The sequence below is a fragment of the Plesiocystis pacifica SIR-1 genome (assembly GCF_000170895.1).
Classification (GTDB): Bacteria; Myxococcota_A; Polyangia; order Nannocystales; family Nannocystaceae; genus Plesiocystis; species Plesiocystis pacifica.
On record NZ_ABCS01000029.1, the window covers coordinates 43,955 to 70,027 of the forward strand.

A 26,073-nucleotide genomic window follows, 5' to 3' on the forward strand; every position below is an offset into this window, starting at 1 on the left:
CACCAGGGCAAGGGCGTGATCACCCGGACCCGGAAAAAGCAGCCCAGCCGGGGTCTAGACCCTCGCGGGCAGGTGCATCGTGTCAGACTCAAGACGCGGACTCCACCTGCCGCCGCTCTTGCCATGCAACGACGACTCGAATGGATGCGCCTGTCCCTGCTCGCCAGCTTGACCGCCACCCCCGCGTGTGGCCCGGGAGGGGTCGGCGAGACCGACTCGGGGGACTCGGGGACCAGCGCCGACGATGAGGTCGGGGCGACGGAGACCACGGAGTCCAGCTCCGGCGAGGGCACCGAGTCCACCGAAGAAGAGTCGACCGAGTCCACCGAAGAGTCGACCGAGTCCACCGAGTCGACCGAGTCCACCGAGTCCAGCACCGACACGACCGAGGAGTCGACCGAGTCCACCGAAGAGTCGACCGAGACCGAGACCGACACGACCGAGGAGTCGACCGACACCGGGCCGCCGCCCGAGGGCTGCAACGAGGCCCTGCCCATCTTCGACGCCGAGGACAACTTCACCGGCTGGCTGCTGTGCGAGAACGGGGCGAAGATCCGCAGCCAGCAGCTCGACTGCGCGCCGATCGTCGCCGACTTCGAGCCCTGCGTGGACCCGAACGACAACTTTGGCTGCTCGTCCAACGACGAGTGCGGGTCGGGGCTGTGCGTCCAAAATGACTACAACTGCGGCTGCTACGAGCCGTGCACCAACGACGCCGACTGCGGCGGAGAGTACGGCGCGTGCATCTGCCAGGGCGTCATCGGCATCACCAACGGCGTCGACGGCCCCCAGTGCGCGACCGACAACATCGACGACTGCAAGGTCAACGCCGACTGCCCCAGCGGCATGTGTGGCGTGTCCGTCAACCGCTCGGACTGCGACGACTGGTCCATGCTCAGCTGCTACATGGGCATGGACGAGTGCTACGCCGACGCCCACTGCGGCGCGGACGAGTACTGCGCGGCGGGCTGGGGCGACAACCCGTGGACCTGCGAGGGCGCCTACTGCCCGATCGTCCCCGGCCGCCCGCTCATCGACGCGGGCGGCTCCCCCGTGCTCGCGCGCCTCGCCGAGGTCGACCCGAGCCCGGCCGAGGCCCGCTCGACGCTGACCACCCACTACCTCGAGCTCGCCCTGCTCGAGCACGCCTCGGTCGCCTCCTTCGCCCGCGTGGGCATGCAGCTGACGGCCCTCGGCGCGCCGCCTTGGCTGCTGCGCGCCGTCCAGGCCGCGGCCCTCGACGAGATCGAGCACGCCCGCCTGGCCTTCGCCCTGGCCGAGCGCTTCGCCGGCCGCCCCCTCGAGCCCGGCGCCCTGCCCCTGGCCGAGGTGCCCCTCGCCGTGTCCCCCGAGCGCTTCGTCGACGAGCTGATCCGCGACGCCTGCGTCAACGAGACCCTCGCCGCGGCCGAGGCCCAGATCGCCGCGGACCACTGCGAGGACGCCGAGGCTCGGGCCTTCCACGGCCGCGTCGCCGTCGACGAGCTCGCCCACGCCCGCCTGGGCTGGGAGACCCTCGCGTGGCTGTGCGAGCGCCACCCCGAGCTGCGCAGCCGGGCCCGCATCCAGCTCGCCCGCGCCCTGCGTCAGCGTGCCCCCGAGCGCAGCTTCGCCGAAGTCGCGACCCCGAGCTCGAGCGCCGCCTTTGGCGTGCTGTCCCCCAGCGTGCGCGCCGAGGTCCACGCGACCGCCCTGCGCACCCTCGTCGCGCCGGCCGCCGAGCTCATCCTCGGGGCCTGAGCGCTGCTTTGCCCCCACAGACGCCTGCGACCGGGGCGCTTCCTCGCTCCGCTCCTCCGCTTTGGCTTGGTGGGCAATGGAGTTCGTGCCTTGGAGAAGGCTCGTGGTCGCCCCCGCAAGCGGGGGCGTGGATTCGGTGACAGTCTCTGAGTCGAGGGCGTGGGGCAGGGAGGGCGTGGCTCGTCCTCGACGGCTAAAATAGACAGAGACTGTGAGTCACTCACAGTCTCTGAGTCGAGGGCGTGGGGCAGGGAGGGCGTGGCTCGTCCTCGACGGCTAAAATAGACAGAGACTGTGAGTCACTCACAGTCTCTGAAACGCGCTTGCGAACCGACGCGGCGCGACGCGATGATGCTCGGGTGCTCGCCCCGCTTCGCGTCGTTCTCCCCTCCATAGCCGTATTTGTGCTCGCGGGGTGCCCTGGCGGCACGGGCAGCGAGGCCCCCAACCCCGACGCCAGCTCCGACGAGGCCGGCGGCGAGCCGATGGCCTGCGAGGCCCGGCCCGCCGTGGCCCCGGGCGCCGACTTCTTCGCCGACGTGTCCGACGCGAGCGGGATCCGGGTCGACAACTTCTACGACCCGCCCGCCGAGGGCACGGTGATCAACGACCACAGCCGCCTGGCCTTCGCCGACATCGACGGCGACGGCTACGACGACATCGTCGCCCACAGCCTGTTCCCCAACCCTCAAAACGGCGTGCCCTTCGAGCACCTGGTGTTCCGCAACCGCGGCGACGGGAGCTTTGAGGATTTCTCGGACGCCTCGGGGCTGCGCGACGTGCAGGCCGGCTTCTTCGCCTTCGCCGACGTCGACAACGACGGCGATCAGGACGTGTTCGCCGGCCTCGACCTGCCCAACTACGAGCCCCACCGCAGCGCCATCTACCTCAACGACGGCGCCGGCCACTTCACCGCGCTGCCCGACGCGGGCGTCGAGTCCACGCCCACGGCCCACGCCAACGCGGTGTTCGCCGACTTCAACGGCGACGGCGTCGTCGACCTCTTCGTCGGCCTGGGCGGGACCTCGGCGGTGACCACCGACCAGCTCTACCGCGGCCTGGGCGACGGCCACTTCGAGGACGTCACGCCGGCGCTGCAGGGCAACCAGGCCCGGCCCAGCAACGGCTCGGTGACCTGCAACTACGACGAGGACGGCGACCTCGACATCTTCGTCTCGACCTACTCGGTGAGCACCAACGGCGGCCACAACCTCTTGTTCGAGAACCAGGGCGGGGGGCTGTTCGAGGAGCTCGGCGAGGCCCGGGGCTTCGCCTACCTGCGCACCGGCAACTACTGGCTGTCGACCACGGGCATGGGCCAAGACGACGAGCCCGAGCCGCCCAGCGGGCTGTACCGCGGCAGCAACGGCTTCGGCATCGACTGCGGCGACGTCGACAACGACGGCGACCTCGACGTGCTGCTCACGACCATCTCGCACCCCGTCGACTCCGACTACAACCGCAAGTGGTCCGACCCCAGCCAGCTGCTGATCAACGGCGGCGCCGGGGCCAGCTACGGCTTCGAGAACCAGTGGCTGGCCCGGGGCCTGCCCTTCAACGAGGGCGACGTCGACGGGGCCCTGATCGACTTCGACAACGACGGCCTCCTCGACATCTCCCTGTCCCGAGAGCGCAAGTACGAGGGCAACTACACCGACGAACAGCAAAAGGGCTGGTTCGGGCTGATGCACCAGCTGCCCGACGGGAGCTTCGAGAGCCTCGGCGTGACCAGCGGCATCAACGACCCCGAGGAGGTGCTGCGGCGCATGAAGGGCGCCCAAAACCACGCCTGGTCGGACATCGACCACGACGGCGACCTCGACCTGCTCGTCGGCGGCCGCGACCAGGGCGGCGGCCGGCCCAACTTCCTGTTCCGCAACGATCTGGGCCAGGACAACCGCTGGCTGGCCGTGCGCGTCCACGGCGACGGCCAGGCCGTGTCCCGCGACGCCTTCGGCACCCGGGTCACCGTCCGGTCTGGGGAGCAGCTGCGCACCCGCGAGGCCAAGTCCAGCCGCGGCATGTACAACTCCGAGGACACCCGCGTGCTCCACTTTGGCCTCGGCGAGCTGCCCTGCGAAGACCTCGAGCTCCTCGTCCGCTGGCCCGACGGCACCGAGGTCAGCTTTGACCGCACGGCCTTCGGCGAGGACATGTTCCTGGACCTGAGCTACCCCGACAGCCTCGTCGTCAGCGAGGGCTAGCCGACCCCGGTCAACTCGAGCGAAGCCTGCCCGCGCGGCGAGATCGGCCAGATCTGCGATGAACGCCCGTGCCGCAGGCCGCCGAACTCGGCCTGGAGCTCGTCGACCGCCGCCGCCCGGCGCCCGCCGAGGATCAACGCCCGACCCCGCGCCGCCAGGGCCCGAGCTGTCGGCCGTGCCCGCCCGTCGCACCCGTGCTCAACACTGCGCCCGTGGACGCCTGCCCTGCCCTGTTCGTGGTCCCGACCGCCTACCGAGAAAGACAGCCGCCCACGGGTTCAACGCCAGCTGAGTCCGTAGACGACGCTTTCGTGGATCATGGGTCCCGGCGCGGCCGGGGTGGGCGACTGCTGACTAGAGCTGAGCCCGGGCTTTGGCGCGGGCCTGTGCGCGGGCCTTGGCCCGGGCTTGCTCCTCGTCCGTGGCCGCGCGCTCGAGGGCGTCGAGGGCTGCGAGGACCGCAGGGATGTCGGCCTCGGGCACGGACAAAAAGCGAGCGGCCTGATCGCGCTGTTCCCAGCTGAAGGCCTTGATCTTGGCCCCGAGCCACGAGGCTGCCGTGGCCAGGCCCATGACCATGCGGCTCTTGGTGACGATCGCCGTGGGGCGGTCGCGCTCGGTCATGACCGTGACCGCGGCACGCCGCTGGGCGCTCGAGACCTCGACGGTGCCGACGCTGGTCCCGAGGTAGCCGCGCAAGGGCTCCCGCGTCCGCAGCTGTTCGAGGGTCTGGTCCCAGTCGTCCTTCGACATCACGCCGGTGGTGCTGAACGCCACCACGACGCCGGCGACATAGTCGACCTTGTGGATGGAGTTTTGCGACCCAGCCATCTCGGATGACCACGATAAACCGGGTGCCTCGGGAGTCACAACCCTCGAGCCGTCCTCGAGTCTGGTTTGGGTGGGGCTCCCGCGTCGCGTAGGCGGCCCGGGAGGGGCGAGCACGCGCCAAAACCATGCAGCAATGCCTGCACGAAGCGCTCGAGCTCGGCCCCTTCGAGCGGGGAGGTCCTGCGCGCAAATCCGGCGGCGTCGGCGGCGTCGCGAAGCGTACCTCCCAGGGCCGCGCAGCAGCGTTCGCGGAGTGCTCGGGCCGGTGTCCGGCTCGAGTTCGTGCGCAGCGCCTCAGTTCCAGGTTCGCCCATGGCGGCACACAGGCCCCCTGGCCGCAGGTCTTCGGTCGGAGTGATCTGGCGATCATTGGCGCTAGCAGTCGCCCACCCCGGCCGCAAGCTGCGAGGGTCTCGCCCTCGGCGTGTCTACGACGCCAGCCGCAGCGGGGTGTAGCGCTCGCGCTCGGTGGCGTGGAACCAGTGCGCGCCCTCGAGCACGAGGCGGCAGATCTGCGCGAGGGGATCGGGCCCGAGGCTGTCCAGGGCCGAGCACAGCGCGCGCTCGTGGCTGGCGCGCTCGCGCTCGACGAAGTCCACGGCGCCGCGCAGGCCCAGGTCGTGGCGCATGACCAGCACCGAGTTGGCGTTGTCACCGTCCTCGAGCTCGTTGCCCGCCGACACGATGTCGTTCTCGAGCCGCATCGCCAGGCTCAGATCGCGGATCATCCCGCGGACCTCGGGCTCGTCCATGCGCTCGTGCAGGTCCAGGTTGTAGAGCAGCGAGACCGTGGCCACGAAGTGCGGCACCGCCGAGCTGATCTCGCCGTTGGCGAGGTAGTCCTCGTAGGTCCAGCGCCGACCCTCGGCCCGGGACGAGAGCTTGTTGCGCTGGAAGGCCTGGATCATCTGCACCGCCGACTGCAGCCACAGCTGCCACGCCCCCTCGGGGCGCTCGTCGACGCGGAAGCTCTGGGCGACCAGGCCCGCGCTCCAGACCTCGAGGGCTCGGCCGTCGCAGCTGCCCTGGAGGTGGAAGTCCCCGAGCTCGAGGAGCCCGTCCGAGGACAGCTCCGGGTAGAGGTCGAAGCAGTCGTCAATCCAGAAGATCCACGCGATGTCGAGGGCCAGGTCCTCGATGAGCTGCTGCGCCGGCGAGCCCAGCCCCCCAATCATCTCACCAGCGATGGTCTCGATGCCCTCGACGATGATCTGCGCCAGGCGGGCGCCAAAACGCGCGTGGTCCTCGCTGAAGTGGGGGAAGCAGCCGGCCCACAGCATGAGCCGGTCGACGACGTCGTCGATGTCGACGCACATGGGATCGAAGTTGGGGGCCGCGGCTATGCCCGCGCGCCCAGCCAAGGCAACGTGATTGGCCATGGTAATGCGCTCTAGAACGTGTTCGGAATCGAACTGGGGGGTGTTCGATATCCTCAGTCTGAACAGATGAGCTCGGGTGAGCTGATGTGGGCGCAATGTAGGAGAGGCCTATGATTCCGTCAACGGTTTCAACGGAAAAATTCCGCTCAAACAAATGCATTCTCATTGTGCTGGCTCACCATATTTTCAATATCGAGCATGGCGCCAAGATCACCCCACCGCGGGTCTAGGTGCGATTAAACCCCATTCCACGGCACCTGCGCGTTTTCAAGAGGGATTGACCGAGAGCGTCACCCTGACCTGCCCAAAGCAACCAAAACAAACCTTTTTGTGCGAACTAAGACGTGACTCAGACGGTCCTTTGAGCCTCGCCAAATGCGATTTCGGCCCAAGGTCAATGCTGTTCTTCATCGCTGTGTGTACGCATACAAAAATCGCTGCACCGATCGGTGCAGCGATTCTCATTCACTGGAGCCATGGTGGCCCCAAATTGTCACCCGGCCACGTTAAATGCCCCGGACGATCATCCAGGTGTCGCCCTCGCGGACCAGCTCGAACTCCGAGTGATCCTGGACGCGCTGGTAGGGCGCCGACGGCCGGGGCTCGCCGTAGGAGTCGAGGATCGGCTTGAAGCGGAAGCTGGCGTCGATCCAAACCCGGGCGACGGCACGATCGCCGGTCACCATGATCTCGACATAGTCCATGGTGAAGCGGATCGAGTCGAGCTGCGCGAGGCGGCGGCGCAGCAGGTTGCCGAGCTCCGCGTAGGTGGTGTCGTCGCTGGGGTCGTCGCTGCCCGCCTGGTCGTAGTAGGTGGGGTGCGCCGTCGCCAGCACGGCCGCGGCGTCGCGGCTGACCAGCGAGGTCCGGTAGCGCTCGAGCACCGCGATGATCTGGCGGTTGTCTTCGGTGTCCGGGATCTCCGTGCCGGCGATGGTCGACTGCGGCTTGCAGCCCGTCGTCGGGGCGATGGAGGCGAGGACCCCGATGGTCAGGGCACCAGCGAACAGACGCGCCCGCAGGCGCGAGGTGGGGTGAGCGGTCTTGAAGGTCGAGGACATCGGGACGATTGGCTCGCGGGGAAACCGTAGGGGCCGAACTGCCACCGTCCGAGCTTGCAAGCAAGCGCCCACCTCATTTTCTCGCAATCTTTTTGAATTTCAGCGACTTGCCTATCGCGCCCTGTGCGCTTTGGTTGACAATCTGGCACGGCTGCCGCCCTCGCAGGCCACTCCGTCGCAGTCTGGCGCCTCGAACGCGCGCGTTTGGCCACTCACGGGGTATGCTGCGCCGGTGAGCAACGAGGCCCGCGTCCACCCGCGGCTGCGCCTGGCAGCCTTCGCCGACGTGATCGGGGACGAGGTCGTCCTCCACCGCGCCCTCGGGGACATCTCCGTGGGCGGCTGCCGCTTCGAGGGCCCCGCCTGGGAGCGGGTCGGCACCAAGGTCCAGCTGTTGCTGAGCTTCCCCGTCGCCGAGGCCAACATGCCCGTCGACGGGACGGTCGTGCGCGCGTCCAAGCGCGACATGGGCGTGCGCTTCGACGCCACCGACGAGCAAAAGTGGGCCCTGCGCAAGCACATCCGCCGCGCCCAGGGCGGCTGACCTCCCCTCGCCCATCCAATCCAGCCCCCTCCGTCCGTCCATGAGCCCGCCGCTCAGCGACGCCCAAGCGGCCCGCGTCGAAGCCCACACCCAGCTGGTCGAGCGCCTGGCCCGGGCGCTCTCCCGCCAGCTCCGCGCCCTGAGCGTCGAGGAGCTCGAGAGCGTCGGCAACGAGGCCTTGGTCGTCGCGGCGATGCGCTTCGACCCCTCGGCCGGGGCGAGCTTCTCGACCTTCGCCCACTACCGCATCCGCGGCGCGATGATCGACGCGGTGCGCAAGCGCAGCCCTGGCCGTCGACGCAAACAGCGGGCCATCCAGCGCCTCGAGGCTACCCAGCTGCTGATGCGCCAGGCCGCCGAGGACCGCGGGGCCAAGCGAGCCGGCGGCGGGCGCGAGAGCCTCGAGCAGCGGGTCCACGCCGCCCGCGAGCTGGTCTACCGCGCCGGCCTGGCCATCCTGATCGCCGAGGCCACCCACGGCGGGCTCGCGGTCGCGCCCTCAGAGGACACGGACCCGGAGCAGCGCGTGCTCAAGGCCCGGCAGATCGAGCGGCTGCGGGCGGCCATCGCCGCCCTCGAGCCCGAGTCCCGCGAGCTCATCGTCGGCCTCTACGTCCACGGCAAGACCGGGCGCGAGCTCGCCGAGCAGCTGGGCGTGAGCGCGGCGACCCTGTCGCGCCGGCACTCGCGGCTGCTCGAGCGCCTCGGCCAGGCGCTGCGCGGAGCATGAAAAAAGGGACGAACGCCAACTGGCGCTCGCCCCTTCGGGTCTCACGACGCCGCGCGGGCGACGACGTGATCGAGGATGGCATCGGGGACGCGTTCGTACCCGTCCATGCTCATGCTGTGGGTGCCCCGACCCCCGGTGAGGCTGCCGAGCCGCGTCGCGTAGTCGAACATCTCCGCGAGCGGGACCCGAGCGGTGATGGCCACGCGCTCGCCTTGGATCTGCGAGTCGACGATGGCCCCGCGGCGGGCAGTCAGGCTGCCCGAGATCGCCCCGAAGCTGCTGCTCGGAGCGTCGACCTCGACCCGCATGATGGGCTCGAGGAGTTGCGGCTTGGCGCGGGCGATGGCCTCGACGAGGGCGTCTCGCGCCGCGATCCGGAAGGCCAGATCACTCGAGTCCTTCGAGTGGGTCTTGCCGTCGAGGAGCTCGACCTCCACACCCACGACGGGCGCTCGGGTGAGCGGACCCTCGCCCAGGGCCGCCTGGAAGCCGCGGTCGCAGCTGTCCAGGTACTCGCGCGGGATGGCCCCGCCGCGGACGCGCTCGAGGAAGCGGTAGGCCTCGCCCCCGACCAGGGGCCGGAGGATGCCCGCGACGCCAGCGTACTGACCGCTGCCGCCGCCGCTTTGCTTGCGCAGGACGTACTCGAAGGTCACCTCCTCCGAGATCGTCTCGCGGTAGGCGACCCGAGGGGCGCCCAGCTCGACGTCGAGGCCGTGCTCGTCGCCGAGGCGCTCGGCGTAGAGCTCGAGCTGGAGCGCGCCCGTCCCGGCGATGAGCGGCAGGCCGCTCTCCGGGTCCCGACCCACGCGGAGCGAGGGGTCCTCTCGGGCGTAGCGCGCGAGCGCCTTGCCGAGCGCCTCGAGGTCCGCGGATCGCTGCGGACGCAGGGTCCGCGAGACGACCGGGTCGGGGATGGCGAAGCCCGCCACGGTGAGCGCGAGGGCCCGACCCGTGTCCGGGTCGTCGCCCACGAGGGTGTCGCCAGACTCGACCGCCAGACCAAAGAGCCCGACGATCTCCCCTGCCCCGGCGTCCTCGATGGGCGTCGGCGCGTCGGCGTGGAGCCGCAGGAGACGACCCACGCGCTGGCGCTTGCCCCTTCGCCGCGAGCTCAGCCGCTGCCCCCGGGCGAGGCTGCCCTGGTAGATGCGCAGGTAGGCGAGGTTGCCAAAGCGCGTCTCGTCGACCTTGAACACGAAGCCGACCATGGGAAGGTCGTCCTCGGCCTCGAGCTCGACCGTGGCGCCCGCGTCCGACTCGGCCGTATCGAGGACCTCGCCGGGATGCGGCAGATAGTCCACGACCGCGTCGAGCAGCGGCTGCACGCCCTGGTTGTGGAAGGCCGAGCCGAGCAGCACCGGGACGATGGCGTGAGCCAGGGTCGCCCGGCGGATCGCCGCCCGCAGGAGCTCCGCCGAGACCTCGCCCTCGAGGGCGCGCTCGAGCAATTGCTCGTCGTGGAGCGCGACGGTGTCGACGAGCTGCTCTCGCGCCAGCTCGACGGCCACGCCGAGCGCCTCGGGTACGGCGCTCGCCACGACGGTCTCGCCGTGCTCGCCCTCAAAGCGAAGCACGCGGCGCTCGACCAGATCCACGACGCCGGCGAACTCGGCCTCGCTACCCACGGGCAGCTGCAGCGCGACGGCCTCGAGCCCCAAGGTCGCGCGGATGTCCGCGACGACCCGCTCGGGGTCCGCCCCGCGCCGATCCATCTTGTTGATGAAGGCGATGCGGGGCACGCCGTAGCGACGCATCTGGCGATCCACGGTGATCGACTGGGCCTGCACGCCCTCGACGGCGGAGAACACGAACACGGCGCCATCGAGGACCCTCAAGCTGCGCTCCACCTCGACGGTGAAGTCCGCGTGTCCGGGGGTGTCGATGATCGTGATCGCGTGCTCGCGCCAGTCGACGCGCGTCGCGGCCGAGCGAATGGTGATGCCGTGGGCCTTCTCGGCCGCGTGGCTGTCGAGGGTCGCGCCCCGCCCCTGGCGGTCGTGGACCTCACCGATCTGGTGGATGCGGCCGGTGAAGAACAGCACGCGCTCGCTGAGCGTGGTCTTGCCAGCGTCCACGTGCGCGGAGATGCCAATGTTGCGGGTGCGGTGGAGAGGAGTGTGTGTACGGGTCATGTCATGGGCACGGCGATGCAGCCACGCGGCGGCCCAAGCCACGCGGCAGCGCGAAAACAGCGACTCGGAGCCGAGCCGAGGCTCGAGCTCCGTCCAAAGAGTTGTCGTTTTACGCGCCCGCGCGAGGCGGCGCCGAACCCAACTGGATGTTTGGGGCGACCTCAGCGGGTCGCGTGACGCCTCAGCACGAACGCGCGGTGCGATACGAGATCCACCGCCGGCTCTGGCTGACCGTCGTCATGCTCTTCGGTTAGCACCGGTGTTCGGCCCCCGCAAGTCCCCGCATCGCCGCTTTCTTGCGCCCCGCGGCGAGCCCTTCGACACTCCGGCGATGCGCCCCCGCCTGCCCCTCGCCCTCGGCCTCTCGCTGGTCGCGCTCGGGTGTGGATCCGAAGACCCTCGCCCGGCGCTCGAGGACCGGCCGGCGGACAAGCGGGCGCTGTTTGCCGACCCCGCCCTGGTCCCGTCCCGAGATGGGGAGCGAGCCCGGCGGGAGCTGGCCCTCGCGGCCGAGCTCGAGCGCGCGGCGAGGACCCTGGGCGTGGCCGATGCCCACGCCGACGTCGAGCTCGGCGGCGCGCCGCGGGTGTTGATCGTCGGTCGTGCCCAGGACGAGGACGGGCTCCGCCGAGAGCTCGGAGCGGTCGCCCAGCTGCTGCTCCCCGAGCTCGACGCCGACGCCATCCAGCTCGTGCTCGCGCCATCGATGACGACAGATCCCGAGCCAAGAGGCCCGCGGCCGTGGACGCCCCTGCGCGCGCTGCTGTTCGCCGCGGGCCTGGCCGGCCTGGGCGCGAGCCTGGGCGTGACGGCCGAGCGCCTCCGGGCCCGGCGGGCCTGATACAACCAAGGCGCACGTGTCCACCCCGACGCCCGCCGAGACCTCCGCCGCCCGCCCGATCCCCTGGCGCGTGGCGACCGTGGTCGGCGGGGCCTACCTCGTCCAGGGCCTGGTCGCGTCCATGGGCGTGCTGATGCTCGGCGCCCTCGCCCAGCTCGGGACGCCCCTGGAGGAGCAGGTCGGCGTGTTGATCAGCGGCGCCCTCCCCTGGGTGCTCAAGTTTGGCCTCGCCCTCGGCTTCGACCTGGGGCCGCGCTGGCGCCCTCGCCTCCGCGCCCTCGCGCTGGCGGTCCTCAACCTCGGCGTCGCCCTGGTGTTCCTGCGCCTGGCCGGGCTGTGGACCCAGGCGAGCGCCGGGGGCAGCCACGCGCCGGCCGTCGCCGCCATCGCGCCGCTGTGGGTGGGCATCAACGCCCTGCTCGCGACCCAGGACGTGCTCGTCGACAACCTCGCCGTGGACGCCGACCCGGCCCGGGCGAGCCGGGCGACCCTGGGCGCGCTCATGGGCCTCGGCCACGCCCTCGGCTTTGGCCTGCTCGGGCCGCTGCTGCTGGTGCCCAGCGTGGTCGCCTCGGGCATGGCCACGGGCCTGCACCGCAGCGTCCCGATGATCGTGCTCGTCGGCCTGGCGATCGCGGGGCTGACCGCGACCTTGCCCCTCGCCCGCGCCCCCGAGGAGGATCCCGAGGCGGATCCCGAGGCGGATCCCGAGGCGGATCCCGAGCGCCCCGAGGCCCCTGCCCGCTCGAGCTCCCCGAGCGCCGCCTTGGTGCTCGCCCTCGCCGCGGGCCTGGCCGCCTTCGCCCTGGTCATGACCGGGCCCAACCTGACCCAGGCCGTCTCGGCGGAGCTGCTGTTCAACGAGCTGCGCTGGGACTACGCCCGCTACTCGCAGATCCTCGTGCCCCTTGGTGCCGTCCTCGGGCTGCTGGGTGCCGCCGGGGCCGGCCCCCTGAGCGCGCGCCTGGGTCCTCGACGAGCCGGCGCGCTCGCGGCGGCGCTTCTCGGCCTGGGCTGGATCGCCTTCCTCGCCGCGCGCCCGCTGTGGCTGCACACCGGCACCGTCGTCGCCCTCGCCGTGGTCGAGGGCCTGCTCCAACCTGCCGTCCTCGTCACCCTCCACGCCCTGGCCCTCGGCCTCGCTACCCGGACTCGGCTCCCGACCACGACCTTCATCGCAGCCATGGCCGCGATCAACCTGCCCCGGGTGTTCGCCCCCATGCTCGCCGTGGGCCTCGCCGAGCGGGGCTGGGCGGCCCTGTTCATTGGTGCTGCGGTGTCGACAGCTGCCGGCGCCGGGCTGCTCGCCGCCTTCGCCGCCCTGTCCACCAACCCGGGGGATCCCGACGCATCCGAGCCTGGTCAAACGCCCCGGTCCGACCTATCATAAACGGCGTTCTCGCCTGCTCGCATCCCGAGTCCATCGGGCCGAGGCCGGGCCACGAACGGTGGAGGTTTCATGTCCGTCCAAGCTCTGCGTCGCGAGTCGAGCCCCTCGCTCTCCGAAGATCAAATGCGCCAGACCCTCGAGCGTCAGCGCGCCGCCTTCCTCGAGCACGGACCGCCGAGCTACCGCGAGCGACGGGCCAAGCTCGAGGCCCTCGCGGCGATGCTCTTCGACAACCAAGATCGCTTCGTCGAGGCCGTGAGCGCGGACTTTGGCAACCGAGCCGCCGGCGAGACCCTGCGCCTCGAGCTGCTGCCCTCGCTGATGGCCGTGCGCCACACCATCCGCCACTTGCGAAGCTGGATGCGCCCCGATCGTCGCCGCTCGCACTGGGCGACCTGGCCGTCTCGGGCGCGCATCGAGTTCCAGCCCCTCGGGGTCATCGGCATCATCTCGCCCTGGAACTACCCGATCTACCTCGCCACCGGGCCGCTCACCGGGGCCCTGGCCGCCGGCAACCGGGCGATGATCAAGCCCTCGGAGCTGACCCCCGAGACCTCGGCCCTGATCGCCGAGCTGATCGCCAAGACCTACGACGCCGCCGAGGTGTCCGTGACCACCGGCGGCCCCGACGTCGCCCGGGCCTTCTCCTCCCTGCCATTCGACCACCTGCTGTTCACGGGCTCGACGGCCATCGGCCGCCACGTCATGCGGGCCGCGAGCGAGAACCTCGTGCCCGTGACCCTCGAGCTCGGCGGCAAGTCGCCGACCTTCATCGGCCGCAACTTCCCGATCCGCTCGGGCCTCGGCGGCCTGCTCACGGGCAAGCTGTTCAACGCCGGCCAGACCTGCGTCGCGCCCGACTACATCCTCGTCCACGAGTCCCGCGTCGACGAGCTCGTCGCCCAGCTGCGGACCGACGTCGCGGCCATGTACGCGCGCATGGCCGACAACCCCGAGTACACGGCGATCATCAACGAGCGCCACCGCGAGCGCCTCGTCGGCGCCCTCGAGGACGCCCGCCAAAAGGGCGCCACGACCCTCGAGATCAACCCCGGCGACGAGGCCCCGGAGCGCTTCGCCGAGACCGGCAAGCTCCCGCTCACCCTGCTGCTCGACGTCAACGACGACATGTCCGTGATGCAGGACGAGATCTTCGGGCCGCTGCTGCCGATCAAGACCTACTCGACCCTCGACGAGGCCATCGAGTACGTCAACGGCAAGCCCCGCCCGCTGGTCGCCTACGTGTTCAGCCACGACAACTCGGAGATCCGCGCGGTCGGCCGCCGGGTCGTCTCGGGCGCGCTCTCGACCAACGCGACCGCCACCCACGTCGCCCAGGACGACATCCCCTTCGGCGGCGTCGGGGCCAGCGGCATCGGCCACTACCACGCGCGCGAGGGCTTTCGGACCTTCAGCCACCAAAAGGCCGTCTACCAGCAGCTGCGCCCCAACCTCATGCACTTGATCGCGCCGCCTTACGAGGGCGCGATCAAGGAGAAGCTGCTCGAGTTCCTGCTGCGCTTCGGCTGAGTTCTGTTCTGCCCCCACAGCGAGCTCGGACCGGGGGCGCTTCGTCGCTATCCGCTCCTCCGCTTTGGCTTGGTGGGCAATGGCGTTTGTACCTTTGAGAAGGCAGGTGGTCGCCCCCGCAAGCGGGGGCGTGGACTCGTTGACAGTCTCAGATCTGAGTCGTGGACGTGGGGCAGGGAGGGCGTGGCGTCGTCCACGACGGCTAAAATGGACAGGGACTGTGAAAAATTCACGGTCCCTGAGTCGTGGACGTGGGGCAGGGAGGGCGTGGCGTCGTCCACGACGGCTAAAATAGGCAGAGGGTCGGGCAAAACTCGTTTTGGCCGACCCTCTGAGTCGTGGACGTGGGGCAGGGAGGGCGTGGCGTCGTCCACGACGACTAAAATAGTCAGGGACTGTGAATTCATTCACAGTCCCTGACTCGTGGGCGTGGGGCAGGGAGGGCCGCTCGCTCGAGCAGGGCTAGCCCTGCTTGCTCAGCACCGCATCCGCCAGGTCCGGGTAGAGCTCGCGCAGACAGCTGGGGCAGATGCCGTGGCTAAAGCGGCTGCCGGCCCGGGCCTCGACGAAGTCCTCGAGGCTCGACCAGTAGTGGTTGTCCTGGCGGACCTTCCCGCAGTCGACGCACAGGGGGATGAGCTCGCCGAGGGTGCGGATGCCGGCGAGCAGCTCCGAGAGCTCGGCGCTCACGCGGTGCAGCTCGTCGATCTCGCGGCGCTGGGCGTCGAGGATCGTCAGGGCTTCGCCCAGCTCGGCCTCGGGCAGGGATAGATCGCGGAGCGCAGCCTCGATGGCCGCGGTCGCGCTGTTTTCTTCCGCGCTCACCTCGGGCAGCTCGTCGAAGTCCTCGGGCAGCTGGCTGAGTTCGGCGCTCCCCAGGCTCGGGCTCGGGCTCGCAGGAGGCTTGCACTCGGAGCACCGACCGCGGGCGAAGCGGGTCCCCGCCCGATCGCTCATGTAGCCCTCGAGGCTCGACCAAAAGGCGTCGTCGCGGCGAACCTTGCGGCACTGCGCGCAGATCGGGATGAGCTCGCCGAGGGTCCTGGCGTTCTCGACGGACTCGGCCAGGCGCTTCGATCGGCGGCGCAGCTCGAGCAGCTCGACCACCTGGCGGGCGAGGGCGCCGAGCAGCACGAGCAGCTCGCGCTTGGGCGTCCGCGGGCGCACGTCCACCGCGCACACCGTGCCCAGGCGGTGCCCTCCGGGGACCACCAGCGGCGCGCCGGCGTAGAAGCGGACGCCCCCCTCGGGCTCGACGAGGGGGTTGGCCGCGAAGCGCTCGTCCTGGGTCGCGTCGGGCACCAAGAGCACCTCGTCGGCCTCGATGGCGTGGGTGCAAAAGGTGATGTCGCGGGCGATGCTGCCCGAGTAGCCGATGCCCGCCTTGGTCCAGTGCCGGTCCTCGTTGATCAACGAGATGAAGGCCATCGGCACGTCGAAGGCCCGCGCGACGATCCTGGCAATTTCGTCGTAGCGCGGCTCCGGCTCCGTATCAACGATGGCGTACTGGCGAAGCGCCGCGAGGCGTGCGGCTTCGTGTGCCGGCCGAGCAGGCAGATGCATGACCTCCATAGTCGACTATTTGGTCCTCGCTTCGCTCGGCTATTTCGCCCTCGCTCGCCCGCGAGGCTCGGGGTTGGTTGGGGTCCTCGGTTTGAGAACTCTAGAATTCGCCAGAGCAGGAAGTAGGGGGCCCAACCAAAACGAAGGGGCGAACGAGCGCCCCTCAAACCTAGAAACCAGAACAACCCCGAGCCTCGCGGGCGAGCGAGGGCCAACTAGCTAAGTAGCCTCTAAAATTTTGCGCGCGCGGTGTTCTGGGATCGCGGCCTGGCGCGCGAGCTCCAGGTAGACCCCCTGCTCGCGTTCGCTCTGATGCGTCGCGTTGACCAGGGGCGCGAGCTCGTGGAGCACGCCCTCGCGCAGGCTCTCGCTCAGCTTCCCCAGGCGCAGGCCGAGCTCGTCGAGCTTGGGCGGGTTGTAGAGCAAGGCCGAGAGCTCGAGGCGCCGGGCGACGGACACGGGCATGCGCTCGAGCAGGGAGTCGAACTGCGCCGCCTCGGCGCTGTCCATGCGCCCGTCGAGGTTGGCCAGGGCGGCCGCGAAGGCCACGACCAGCTCGGCGCGCTCGCTCGCTTCCGTGGTCCACGTCGCTCGCAAGCGCGCGGCCTCCTCGACCTTCACGCCCACGCGCTCGGCGACGCGGTCGTGGACCTCGGCCTCGACCTCGGATCCGGCACCATCTGCCAGCGCGATGCGCCACGAGCGTTCGAGGATCTCTTCGGCGACGAAGGGCATCGGCGGGGGAAGCTCGGCGAAGCGACGCTCGAGCGCCGGCCGATCGCTCAACAGCTCGATCCACGGGCCGACCCCCTCGTCGTCGACGTTGGCATCGACGACCCTGAGGATCTGGTCCCACTCGCCAAACTCGAGCTCATCGTCCGCGTGCGCCACCATCCCGCAAGCGACGAGGGTCCACTCCTGCTCGGGGCTGAGCTCTACGGCCATGGCGCCAATATACCCCCGCAACGCGCGCGCGGGCGAATCCACGTCCACGACTAAACCTTCGAGACTGTGAACGCTCCACGCCCCCGCTTGCGGGCGCGACCGATGCCCCCTCCCGGGTACGAGCCCCATTGCCCCACGACCAAAACGGAGAAGCGGACAGCGACGACGCGTCCCCGGTCCCGAGACCCTGTCCCGAGACCCCCGTGGGGCAAGACAGAGCGCAGCGACTCTCACCGAATCCACGCCCCCGCTCGCGGGGGCGACCCCATGCCCTCTCCAAGGCACGAACTCCATTGCCCACCAAGCCAAAGCGGAGGAGCGGACAGCGACGAAGCGCCCCCGGTCCCAAGCGGCTGTGGGGGCAAAACAGAACTATCCTTCGATCTCGATGCTGTGATCGCTGAGCGCCATGGCCTCGGGGCCCTCGCTCAACCACAAGCTCGCGGGGATGCGTCGAAGGGTCCGCAGCAAGGGGTCGGCGAAGCTCAGCGCCCGGCCCGAGAGCGGATCGATCGCCGCGAGCCCCTGCCCCCTCAGCGCCCCGCCCGCTCGCCCCAGGGGCAGATCGAGCTCGAAGTTCCACAGCCGGCGGATCTGGTCGACGAGGGTCGGGTCTTCGGGATAGTGGCGGATCTCGAGGGCGTCGCCGCTGTCCGCGAGCTCGCCCATGACCGCCGCCCGGCCGACGGCCTCGTAGAGGCCTCCGTAGCGATCGACCAGGCCGACCTCGAGGGCCCGCACGCCGCTCCACACCCGCCCCCGCGCGACGGCGTCGGCCTGCTCGGGGGTCATCGCGCGGGCCTCGGCGACGCGCACGATGAAGCGGTCGTAGCTCGCCCGGATGCCGCGCATGGCCGCCTCGCGATCGGCGTCGGAGTTGGCCAGCCACATCGAGCGCATCGCCGCCCGGTCGCCGATCGCCACGCTGTCGACGCCCACGCCGTAGCGGTCGAGGAACTCGCTGAAGTCGAACTTGGGATAGAAGATGCCGATGCTGCCGGTGAGCGTGGTCGCGTCGGCGTAGATGTACTGGCCCGCGGTCGCCACCCAGTAGCCCCCGGAGGCCGCCTGGTTGCCCATGGAGATGACCACGGGCTTGACCTCCCGGGCCAGGTCGAGGGCGTGGGCGATGTCCTGGGCGCCCTTGACCGAGCCGCCGGGGGAGTCGACGCGGACCACGATGGCGCGCACGTCCGGGTCGTCGCGCAGCGCCGCGATGGTCTTGGTCAGGCTCGCCGCCCCGGACACGTCGATGTCGAGGATCGGCACGTGCAGCGAGATGCCGTCGTCGATGGTCCCGTCGATGTGCAGCACCGCGACGTGGGCCGGCTCGATCCAGTGGCCCTCGCGGACCGGCGCCTTGGGGGGCGCGTCGATGCGCACGGCTCGACCGAGCCAGCCCTCGAGGCGCGCGTCGAGCTCCTCGGGCCAGGCCAGGCCCTCGATCAGGCCCATGCGCCGGGCGTCCTCGGGGGTCCACACGGCGCGGTCGATCCACTCCGAGACCACCGCCGGATCCCGGGCCCGGGAGTGGCCGATGAGGCGCACGACGTGGTTCCAGGTGTCGGTGACGTAGGCCCGGTTGGCCCGGGCCACGGGCGCGCTCGGCTCGCCCCGGGACGCGCGCTCGGGCGTGCCCTTGTACTCGGCGACGCGCACGAACTCGGCCCGGACGCCCAGGCGCCCGAGCAGCTCGCCAAAGTAGAAGGTGTTGCGCAGCACCCCGCGCAGCTCCAGGCCCTGCTGGGGGTGGGCGTAGATGCGGTCGCAGCTGGCCGCGAGGAAGTACTCGAAGGTGCTGGCGCCCTCGAGGTAGGCGACGACCTTGCCGCCCTGGGCCCGGTAGCGCAGCACGGCCTCGCGGACCTCCTCGAGCTGGGCCAGGCCAAAGTCCGAGCCGTCGACCTCGAGCAGGATGACCCCCGGGCCGCGGCGGGCGAGGCCGTCGAAGGTCCACACCACCTCGGCCAGGTCGCGGTCGTCGGACTTGCCCGCCAGCGAGATCCGGGTGACCTGGCGCGGGCGGGTGCGCAGCACCTGGGTGTAGCGCTCGTGGGACAGGCGCAGGCGACCGCTCGCCCCTTGCAGGGGCTGGGTCGCGGCCCCGGAGTTGACGGCGAAGTTGGGCCCGACGGCCAGGCCGACGTGGGCGGTGTCGACCTGCAGGCCCACGGACACCCGGGCCGCCGTGCGGAAGTCGGCGACGCCGTCGCCGAGGTAGTCGTTGTAGAGCTCGGCCTCGCCGTAGACGCGCACGCCGCCTCGACCGACCAGCAGGCGCAAGCGCGGCTGCACGGGGGCGTCGCGCTCGGCCGGCCGCGAGACCACGAAGCCCAGGCGCGCGCCCAGGCCCAGCTCGAAGTTGGGCGTGCCCGTGGGGCGCAGGGCGAGCTCCGTGTCGAGGTAAGGGACGACGCCGCGGGCCGCGTTGAGGTGGCGGCCGACCGCGGCCAGGGTGACGAAGCGGTTCGCCCGGTAGCTGAGCCCGAGGTCGAACTGGTTGCGGTTCGCGGCCACGAGGTTGCCGCTGGAGATCAGCCGCGAGTAGGTGAAGCCCGCGGACAGGCCCGGGACCCAGCGCTCGAAGGGCACCGCCGCGGCCACGCTCAGCTTGCCGAAGCCGCAGTCGGGGCAGCCCGGCTCGTCGTCGGCGGTGTCCTGCTCGCGCCACACCACCTGCCCGCCGACCCCGAGGGCGAGCAGGTCCCAGGGCAAGGGGACCGCCAAGAACGCGCCCACGCCGTTGCCCCGGCGACCGGCCGCGTTGACGTTGGCGGTGAAGTCGATGACGGCGTTGAAGCCCTCGAGGTAGGCGAGGTTGGCCGAGTTTTGGACCACCGCGCTCGCGTCGGCCTCGCCCGCGACCACGGTGTAGGGCCGGTCCGGCTCGCGGACCACCGAGCGGGCCTCGCCGAGCGGTCCGGCCTGCGCCGCCGCGGGCACGGCCAAGAGCGCGAGCCCAGCCAGCAGGCCAACGCCCCTGCTGCGCTTGGACTGAGACTGCGCGTGTTGGGCGAGGCGAGCCACGGACCCCTAGCTTGCCCGCTTCACTCGAGCCACGCCACGGTGACCGCGTTGGAGCCCTCCTGGACCAGGCCAGCGCGCACTTTCTTGACGTTCGGGTGCTCCCGCAGGCGCTCGCGGACGGCCTTGCGCAGGGCTCCGCCGCCGTGACCGTGGCGGATGAGGATCACGTCCTGATCTCGGGCGAGGGCCTCGGCGACGTAGTCCGCGACCCGCTCTCGGGCGTCCTCGAAGCGCTCGCCCCGGACGTCGAAGACGTTGTCGACGGAGGTCTTGACGGGCTGGGCGTCGTCGCCGAAGTGCCGCGCCGCCTGGGCGCTGACCGAGGCCCGGAAGTCGAACACCGGGGCCGGGGCGCTGGCCCGGATCTTGAGCTTGCGCTTGGGCAGCTCGACGACCGGCGCCAGGTCCTTGGGCTTGACCGTGGTCCGCATCAAGGGCAGCTGCACGGTGACCTTGCGCGGCGGGTTGCCCGACAACGCGACGATCTCTCCGACCTGCTTCATCGAGCGCACCCGGACCTTGTCACCGACGGCCAGCTCGCGCGCGTCGACGTGGTCCTCGGCGCGGCGGTCGGACTCGGCCTCGGCCTCGTCGGCGGCGCGGTGACGGGCGAGCTCGGCCCGCGCGTCCGAGCTGAGCTCCCCTCGGGTCGGGAGCTCCTCGACGCGCTCGGGGGCGGCCCGGCGCAGGGCCTTGCGGCGGCGCTTGAGCTCGCGCTCGAGGTCGCGCAGCTCGTCCGCGGCGGCGGCGTAGGCCACGGCCTTGCGGCTGCGCACGCCCTCGAGCACGCGCCGCTCCCGGACCCGGACCTCGCGGTCGCGCTGCTTGAGGCGCAGCAGGTCTCGCTCGACGCGCTGGCGCGTGCGGGCCAGCGCCGCGCGCTCGGCCTCGATGTCGCGGAGCAGCTCGTCGACGCGGCGGCCCTCGTCGCCGAGCAGGTCCTCGGCCCGGCGCAGCACCACCTCGGGCACGCCCAGGCGCCGAGCGACCGCGATCGCGCTCGAGCTCCCGGGCACGCCGAGGCTCAGCCGGAAGGTCGGGCGCATGCGCTGCAGATCGAAGCCCACGGCCGCGTTGTGAAAGCGCGGATCCTGGGACGCGAGCAGCTTGAGGCGGTCGTAGTGGGTGGTGACCACCAAGGTCGCCTCGGCGTCGACGAGCTCGGTGAGGATCGACTCGGCCAGCGCGGCGCCCTGCTCCGGGTCCGTGCCCACGGCGACCTCGTCGAGCAGCACCAGGGTCCCGCGGCCGTCGGCCCGGGCCTGACGCAGGGCCTCCTGGACGTGGCGGATGTGCGCCGAGAAGGTCGAGAGGTTGGCGATGATCGACTGGTCGTCGCCGACGTCGGTGACGATCGCCCGAAACACCGGCACCCGGGCCCGACCGCGGCACGGCACGCGCAGGCCGGCCGCGGCCATGAGCGCGCACAGGCCCAGGGTCTTGAGCGCGACGGTCTTGCCGCCCGCGTTGGGGCCGCTGATGATCAGGCCCTCGCCGCGGGCGATGACCAGGTCGTTGGGCACGACCTCGACGCCGTCGAAGAGCATCAGCGGGTGACGGGCCGCCCGCAGCTCGACGGCGTCGCCGAGCTCGGGGCGGACCCCGTCGAAGCGCTGGCTCAGGGCCAGGCGGGCGGCGACGAGATCGAGGGCGAAGCAGCTGGCCTGCATGGCCGCGAGGGCGTCGGCGTGCTCGGCCACCTTGGCGCTGAGCTCCCGCAGCACCCGGCGCTCCTCCTCGGCGGCGTCGAGCTCCGCCTCGCGCAGGGCGTTGTTGTCCTCGACGAGGGGGGCCGGCTCGACAAAGAAGGTATGACCGCTTCCAGACGAGCCGTGAATGATCGCCCCGCTGCGCCGAATCTTGCCCAGGGCGTCGCTGCGCACGGGGAACACCACGCGGCCGTCTCGCTCGGTCCAATAGCCGTCGCGCAGACACTCGGCGAAGTGCGGATCTCTCAGGGCGCGCTCGGCCTTGGCCAACAAGCGTTGCTTGCACGCGCGAACCTGCTTGCGCGCCTCGGCGAGGGCCGGGCTGGCCTTGCCGGAGATCCGCGGCTCGCCGTCGCCGGACTTGGGCCGCCGCTCGATCGCCCGGTCGAGCAGGCCCGCGAGCTCGGGCAGCGGCGCGACGCCAACTCGACCGCGCTGCTCCCCATCGCTGGGCTCGCTCGCGTCGCTGACCTCACCCGGCTCGTCGTCCGACGCGGGCGCCCGTGTGTCGCGCAAGTTGAGCAGAGCGCGCAGGGCCTCCAGGCCCCGCCGCTGCCGAGCGTTCAGGCCCTCCCCCGCCGCGACTTCGGTGGCCTCCTCGACCGCCGCGCAGATCCGGGCGACGGCCAGGCACAGCTGCGTCACGCCGATGAGCTCGACCACCGTCAACGCGGCGCCGGTGCGCGCGATGGCCAGGCTCTCGTCGAGGTCCTCGAGCTCGCGCAGGGCCCCTCGAACGCCGCCCCGGGTCCCGAGCGCCTCGTCAACCCCTGATGACGACGCCACGTCTTCGGGCTCCTGGCTGTCGCCCTCGTCGAAGCGCCACACGACGTCGAGGCCGTCGAGCTCGTCGTGCCGCCGCGAGGCCGCGCGCTCGTTCGCCTCGGGGAAGATCGACGGCCGCCGGGCCAGGGCCGCGATCACCCCTGCGCTGCGCTCCTCGTCTTCGTCCTCGCGCTCCGCGTTCGCCGCGAGGCTCAGCTGCATCGCCTCGATCTCGTCAAATACGCGCTGGCGTACGGCGTCGACGTGCAGCTCCGCGGCGAGGAAGCGTTGCAGGCGGGGCCAGCCCAGGTGGCGCAGAGCGTCTCCCCGACCCTCGGCGAGGTGGCTGGCGAGGTCCCTGGGGCCCTGCCCCGACGCCACCGCGCGATCGCGCTGAACGGTTGACTGGGACGTCTCACGCTCGCGCGAGCGGGTCCTGGCTCGCCGGTTTTTCCGGCGTCGAGGATGCGCTGGCCGTTCCATGGCGGACTCAATCTTCCCTGGCGATCGGGATGCCAGCGGGCGTACCATGCTTCGCGCCTGGGTCAAGCGCCCCAGGTCGGAAGGCGGCTGGGCGCCGCTGCCGAGGAGCGAGCCTTGAAGAACGCCTTCTTCCTCTTTGTGTCGCTGTTTGCCTTCTACGTGGTGTTATCCGGGCAAATTAGCAGTATGTACCTCATGAGCGCTGGCGCCGTCAGCTGCCTGGCGATCACGGCCCTGTGCGTGCGGCTGGGCATCGCGGACGACGAAGGCATGCCCGTGGAGTACTGGCCGCGGACCGCGGTCTACATCCCGTGGCTCCTGTGGCAGGTCCTGCTCGCCAACATCGACGTGCTCAAGCGGGTGTGGAAGCCGGGCAAGCTCGACATCCAGCCGCACATGATCGAGGTGCCGCACGAGCTGCGCACACCCTACGGCCTGGCCACCTACATGAACTCCATCACCCTGACACCGGGCACGGTCACCGTGGACGTGGGCGAGGGCACCTTGTTGATCCACGCGTTGACCAAGGGCGCCGCGGACGATCTCCTCGAGGGTGAGATGCACCGCCGCGTCCAACGAGTCGAGGGAGGCCCCGACAAGTGAATCTCCTCAGCACCACGCTGCTGCTCGCGGGCGGCGGCGGCCATGCCGAACACCACTACACCGGGCCCAACCCCGGCTCCTACGTCATCTTCGCCACCTGCGTCGTCCTGTTGATCGGGGCGATGCTCCTGCTGATCCGCGCCCTCAAGGGCCCGACGGTCTTCGATCGCATCCTGGCGGTCAACGCCATGGGCACCAAGACCGTCGTGCTCGTGGCCTGCATCGCCTTCCTCGACCTCGACAAGAGCAGCCCGGGCTTCTTCCTGGACACCTCCATCGTCTACGCCCTGGTCAACTTCGTCGCGACCGTCGCCATCCTCAAGTACATCCAGTACGGGAGGCTGAGCTGATGGGCGCGCTGCAGATCGTCGGCTCCTTCTTCCTGCTGGTCGGCTGCGTGTTCGCGCTGACCGGCTCCGTCGGCGTGCTCCGCATGCCGGACTTCTACTCGCGCCTGCACCCGGCCGGGAAGTCCGACACCCTCGCCCAGGGCCTGATCCTGCTCGGCTTGGGCTTCTTCGCCGGGCAGCAGGCCCTGGACCTGTTCAGCCACGGCGACGGCGCCCACGACCCCACGGCGCAGCTCATCGGCCTGGCCAACATCGTGCTCAAGCTGGTGTTGCTGACCTTGCTGTTGTTCTTGACCGCGCCCACCGCCACCCACGCCATCTCCAAGGCGGCCCGCCTGGACCGCTACACCAACATCCCCATCGACGGAGACGAGGGCGCGCCGGACCCCGGCAGCTCGACCGTCGCCGAGATCGTCGTGCCTGGCGACGTCGGCCCGCTCCAAGAGGCCACTGGCCAGATCTTCAACGTCGACGACGACGCGCCGGCGGCCGAGGCGGACGCCGAGTCCGGGTCGGCAGACGCAGACGCAGACGCGGACGCGGCAGCCGAGGCCGAAGGCTCGGACGACCCGGCGGACGCCGAGGACAAAGAGGACCCGCAATGAACCCCGTGCTCGTCGTCGACATCATCTTGTTGCTGCTGGTCGCGGCCACGGCCGTCGCCGTGATCCAGGTCCGCAGCCTGTTCTCGGCCACCATCCTCGCCGGCGTCTACAGCCTGTTGATGGCCCTGGTGTGGACCAACATGCACGCCCTCGACGTCGCCTTCACCGAGGCGGCCGTGGGCGCGGGCATCTCGACCATCTTGCTGCTCGGCGCCCTGGTCCGGACCAAGCGCTTCGCCAAGCCCGAGAAGCCCGTCCACGTCCCGGCCCTGCTGATCTGCATGCTGACCGGCGCCATGCTCATCTACGGCACCCTCGACATGCCGGAGTTTGGCGACCCGGACGCGCCCATCCACACCAACCGGGTGCCCAAGCTGCTGCACCAAAACGTGGGCAAGCACCCGACGGCGGCCAAGCGCAACGACCCTCCGCCCGAGCACCCCGAGCACCACCCCGACGACGACTTCAACGGCCACGTGCCGAACACCGTGACCAGCCTGCTCGCGGCCTACCGCGGCTACGACACGATGTTCGAGACCACGGTCATCTTCGTCGCGGGCCTGTCGATGCTCATCCTCCTGCGTCGCTTCCGCGAGTGGGACCCGAAGGTCCACAAGTCCACGCCGGAGCACCGCGACCCCGACGCGGATCCGGGCACGGAGACGGGCACGGGGGGCCAGGCCTGATGAGCACCAAGCAGCCTGACAAGGCCGGGGCGCCGCTCCAGCCGGCGGCCACCCGGCCGGCCTCCATCCCCCAGCCGCGCGGCGCCCAGCCCCCGGCCCCGGCCTCGCAGATGAGCCAGCAGACCCTGCTGCGCGTCGTCGCCAAGATGGCCATCCCCTTCATCCTGGTGTTCGGGGTCTACGTCATCCTGCACGGCGAGCTCGGCCCCGGCGGCGGCTTCCAGGGCGGCGTCATCCTGGCCGCCGGCTTCATCCTCTACGGCCTGGTGTTCGGCTCCGACGAGCTGCGCAAGCGCATCCCGCCCAAGATCATCGACTCGTGCATGGCCCTGGGCGCCCTGCTCTACGCCTGCGTCGGCCTGGTCAGCATGCTGCGCGGCGGCACCTTCCTCGACTACGGCATCCTGACCAACGGGACGGCCTCGGGCAACGAGGCCCTGGGCATGAGCCTCGTCGAGTACGGCGTGGGCCTGACCGTGTGCTCGGTGATGATCACCATCTACATTCAGATCAGCGAGCGGCGCGCGACGGTGCGTCTCGAAGAAAGGGGGCTCTAGGTGTCCCTGGGTCACTTCAACTACTGGCTGGCGATCGCGATCATCATGATCGGCTTTTACGGAGTCATCGCCCGCAAGAACCTGCTCAAGCAGGCCATCGCCCTGGGCCTGTTCCAGACCGGCGTGTTCCTGTTCTACGTGTCCATGGGCGTCGTCCGCACCGACGAGGGCGAGCCCGGCATGGCGCCGATCTGGACCGACGCGGCCAAGACCGGCCCCTTCGACAACCCCCTGCCCCACGTGCTCATGCTGACGGCCATCGTCGTGTCGGTCAGCACCCTGGCCGTGGCCGTGGCCATCATCGTCAACATCAAGCGCCGCTACGGGACCATCGAGGAGGACGAGATCCTCGAGATGGACCAGCGGGACCGCGCGCAGATCGGGAGCTGAGCTGG

General features: G+C 70.6%; 21 protein-coding genes. 13 read left to right on the forward strand and 8 right to left on the reverse strand.

What is annotated here, in order from left to right; translation table 11 throughout:
* Positions 1 to 123 precede the first annotated feature (123 nt).
* On the forward strand, positions 124 to 1,740 hold the full coding sequence (locus PPSIR1_RS42965) for a ferritin-like domain-containing protein (RefSeq protein ID WP_157595637.1): 1,617 nt from the start codon (positions 124 to 126) through the stop codon (positions 1,738 to 1,740).
* Positions 1,741 to 2,144: 404 nt separating this feature from the next.
* Positions 2,145 to 3,944 (forward strand): CRTAC1 family protein, encoded by a 1,800-nt coding sequence (locus PPSIR1_RS16735; RefSeq protein ID WP_006972282.1) that lies wholly within the window; start codon positions 2,145 to 2,147, stop codon positions 3,942 to 3,944.
* Positions 3,945 to 4,298: 354 nt separating this feature from the next.
* Here PPSIR1_RS16735 and PPSIR1_RS16740 read toward each other — a convergent pair whose 3' ends face one another.
* The 3 genes from PPSIR1_RS16740 to PPSIR1_RS42970 form a co-directional block, all read right to left on the reverse strand.
* A complete protein-coding gene (locus PPSIR1_RS16740) occupies positions 4,299 to 4,775 on the reverse strand; it encodes a hypothetical protein (protein WP_006972284.1) in 477 nt (158 codons plus the stop codon).
* Positions 4,776 to 5,203: 428 nt separating this feature from the next.
* Positions 5,204 to 6,154: a terpene synthase family protein gene (locus tag PPSIR1_RS16745; protein ID WP_157595638.1), complete on the reverse strand. Its 951-nt coding sequence runs from the start codon at positions 6,152 to 6,154 to the stop codon at positions 5,204 to 5,206.
* Between the two features lie 506 nt (positions 6,155 to 6,660).
* A complete protein-coding gene (locus tag PPSIR1_RS42970) occupies positions 6,661 to 7,215 on the reverse strand; it encodes a Cif family virulence factor (protein WP_006972286.1) in 555 nt (184 codons plus the stop codon).
* Between the two features lie 232 nt (positions 7,216 to 7,447).
* On the opposite strand from PPSIR1_RS42970, the gene PPSIR1_RS47935 reads away from it, so the two are divergent.
* Positions 7,448 to 7,759 carry a PilZ domain-containing protein gene (locus PPSIR1_RS47935; RefSeq protein WP_006972287.1) on the forward strand — a complete coding sequence of 104 codons (312 nt, stop codon included), beginning with the start codon at positions 7,448 to 7,450 and terminating at the stop codon, positions 7,757 to 7,759.
* Positions 7,760 to 7,799: 40 nt separating this feature from the next.
* Positions 7,800 to 8,489, forward strand: coding sequence for a sigma-70 family RNA polymerase sigma factor (locus PPSIR1_RS16760; RefSeq protein ID WP_006972288.1), 690 nt, complete (start codon positions 7,800 to 7,802; stop codon positions 8,487 to 8,489).
* A gap of 41 nt (positions 8,490 to 8,530) precedes the next feature.
* Here the strand turns inward: PPSIR1_RS16760 and fusA are convergent, their stop codons facing one another.
* Entirely contained in the window at positions 8,531 to 10,624 is a 2,094-nt protein-coding gene (gene fusA / locus PPSIR1_RS16765; RefSeq protein WP_045116170.1) for an elongation factor G, read from the reverse strand.
* Between the two features lie 331 nt (positions 10,625 to 10,955).
* On the opposite strand from fusA, the gene PPSIR1_RS16770 reads away from it, so the two are divergent.
* From PPSIR1_RS16770 to PPSIR1_RS16780, 3 genes are all read left to right on the forward strand, one after another.
* Positions 10,956 to 11,465 carry a hypothetical protein gene (locus tag PPSIR1_RS16770; protein ID WP_006972291.1) on the forward strand — a complete coding sequence of 170 codons (510 nt, stop codon included), beginning with the start codon at positions 10,956 to 10,958 and terminating at the stop codon, positions 11,463 to 11,465.
* A 16-nt stretch (positions 11,466 to 11,481) separates the two neighbouring features.
* Positions 11,482 to 12,855, forward strand: a complete 1,374-nt coding sequence (locus PPSIR1_RS16775) for a hypothetical protein (protein ID WP_006972292.1) — start codon at positions 11,482 to 11,484, stop codon at positions 12,853 to 12,855.
* Between the two features lie 69 nt (positions 12,856 to 12,924).
* Positions 12,925 to 14,385, forward strand: coding sequence for a coniferyl aldehyde dehydrogenase (locus PPSIR1_RS16780; protein WP_045116171.1), 1,461 nt, complete (start codon positions 12,925 to 12,927; stop codon positions 14,383 to 14,385).
* Positions 14,386 to 14,847: 462 nt separating this feature from the next.
* Here PPSIR1_RS16780 and PPSIR1_RS42975 read toward each other — a convergent pair whose 3' ends face one another.
* The 4 genes from PPSIR1_RS42975 to PPSIR1_RS16800 all read right to left on the reverse strand — a co-directional run bounded on the left by PPSIR1_RS42975 (position 14,848) and on the right by PPSIR1_RS16800 (position 22,775).
* Positions 14,848 to 15,948, reverse strand: a complete 1,101-nt coding sequence (locus PPSIR1_RS42975) for a GAF domain-containing protein (protein ID WP_157595639.1) — start codon at positions 15,946 to 15,948, stop codon at positions 14,848 to 14,850.
* Between the two features lie 219 nt (positions 15,949 to 16,167).
* Entirely contained in the window at positions 16,168 to 16,893 is a 726-nt protein-coding gene (locus PPSIR1_RS16790; RefSeq protein ID WP_006972295.1) for a hypothetical protein, read from the reverse strand.
* Positions 16,894 to 17,265: 372 nt separating this feature from the next.
* Positions 17,266 to 19,920, reverse strand: coding sequence for a signal peptide peptidase SppA (gene sppA, locus PPSIR1_RS16795; protein WP_006972296.1), 2,655 nt, complete (start codon positions 19,918 to 19,920; stop codon positions 17,266 to 17,268).
* 20 nt (positions 19,921 to 19,940) lie between these two features.
* Positions 19,941 to 22,775, reverse strand: coding sequence for an endonuclease MutS2 (locus PPSIR1_RS16800; RefSeq protein ID WP_006972297.1), 2,835 nt, complete (start codon positions 22,773 to 22,775; stop codon positions 19,941 to 19,943).
* An 84-nt stretch (positions 22,776 to 22,859) separates the two neighbouring features.
* Here PPSIR1_RS16800 and PPSIR1_RS16805 point away from each other — a divergent pair, with 84 nt between their 5' ends.
* Genes PPSIR1_RS16805 through PPSIR1_RS16830 form a run of 6 tightly spaced genes read left to right on the forward strand, consistent with a single transcriptional unit; the run spans position 22,860 to position 26,068 of the window.
* A complete protein-coding gene (locus PPSIR1_RS16805; protein ID WP_086001411.1) occupies positions 22,860 to 23,480 on the forward strand; it encodes a Na+/H+ antiporter subunit E in 621 nt (206 codons plus the stop codon).
* Positions 23,477 to 23,830: an MrpF/PhaF family protein gene (locus PPSIR1_RS49360; RefSeq protein ID WP_006972299.1), complete on the forward strand. Its 354-nt coding sequence runs from the start codon at positions 23,477 to 23,479 to the stop codon at positions 23,828 to 23,830. Before PPSIR1_RS16805 ends, PPSIR1_RS49360 begins: the two co-directional genes overlap by 4 nt.
* Positions 23,830 to 24,435 carry a monovalent cation/H(+) antiporter subunit G gene (gene mnhG, locus PPSIR1_RS49365; RefSeq protein ID WP_006972300.1) on the forward strand — a complete coding sequence of 202 codons (606 nt, stop codon included), beginning with the start codon at positions 23,830 to 23,832 and terminating at the stop codon, positions 24,433 to 24,435. The genes PPSIR1_RS49360 and mnhG overlap by 1 nt, the downstream gene beginning before the upstream one ends.
* Entirely contained in the window at positions 24,432 to 25,121 is a 690-nt protein-coding gene (mbhE, locus tag PPSIR1_RS16820) for a hydrogen gas-evolving membrane-bound hydrogenase subunit E (protein ID WP_006972301.1), read from the forward strand. The genes mnhG and mbhE overlap by 4 nt, the downstream gene beginning before the upstream one ends.
* A complete protein-coding gene (locus PPSIR1_RS16825) occupies positions 25,121 to 25,678 on the forward strand; it encodes a Na(+)/H(+) antiporter subunit B (protein WP_006972302.1) in 558 nt (185 codons plus the stop codon). The genes mbhE and PPSIR1_RS16825 overlap by 1 nt, the downstream gene beginning before the upstream one ends.
* Positions 25,679 to 26,068 carry a cation:proton antiporter subunit C gene (locus PPSIR1_RS16830; RefSeq protein ID WP_006972303.1) on the forward strand — a complete coding sequence of 130 codons (390 nt, stop codon included), beginning with the start codon at positions 25,679 to 25,681 and terminating at the stop codon, positions 26,066 to 26,068. It abuts the gene before it with no gap.
* Positions 26,069 to 26,073: the final 5 nt, after the last annotated feature.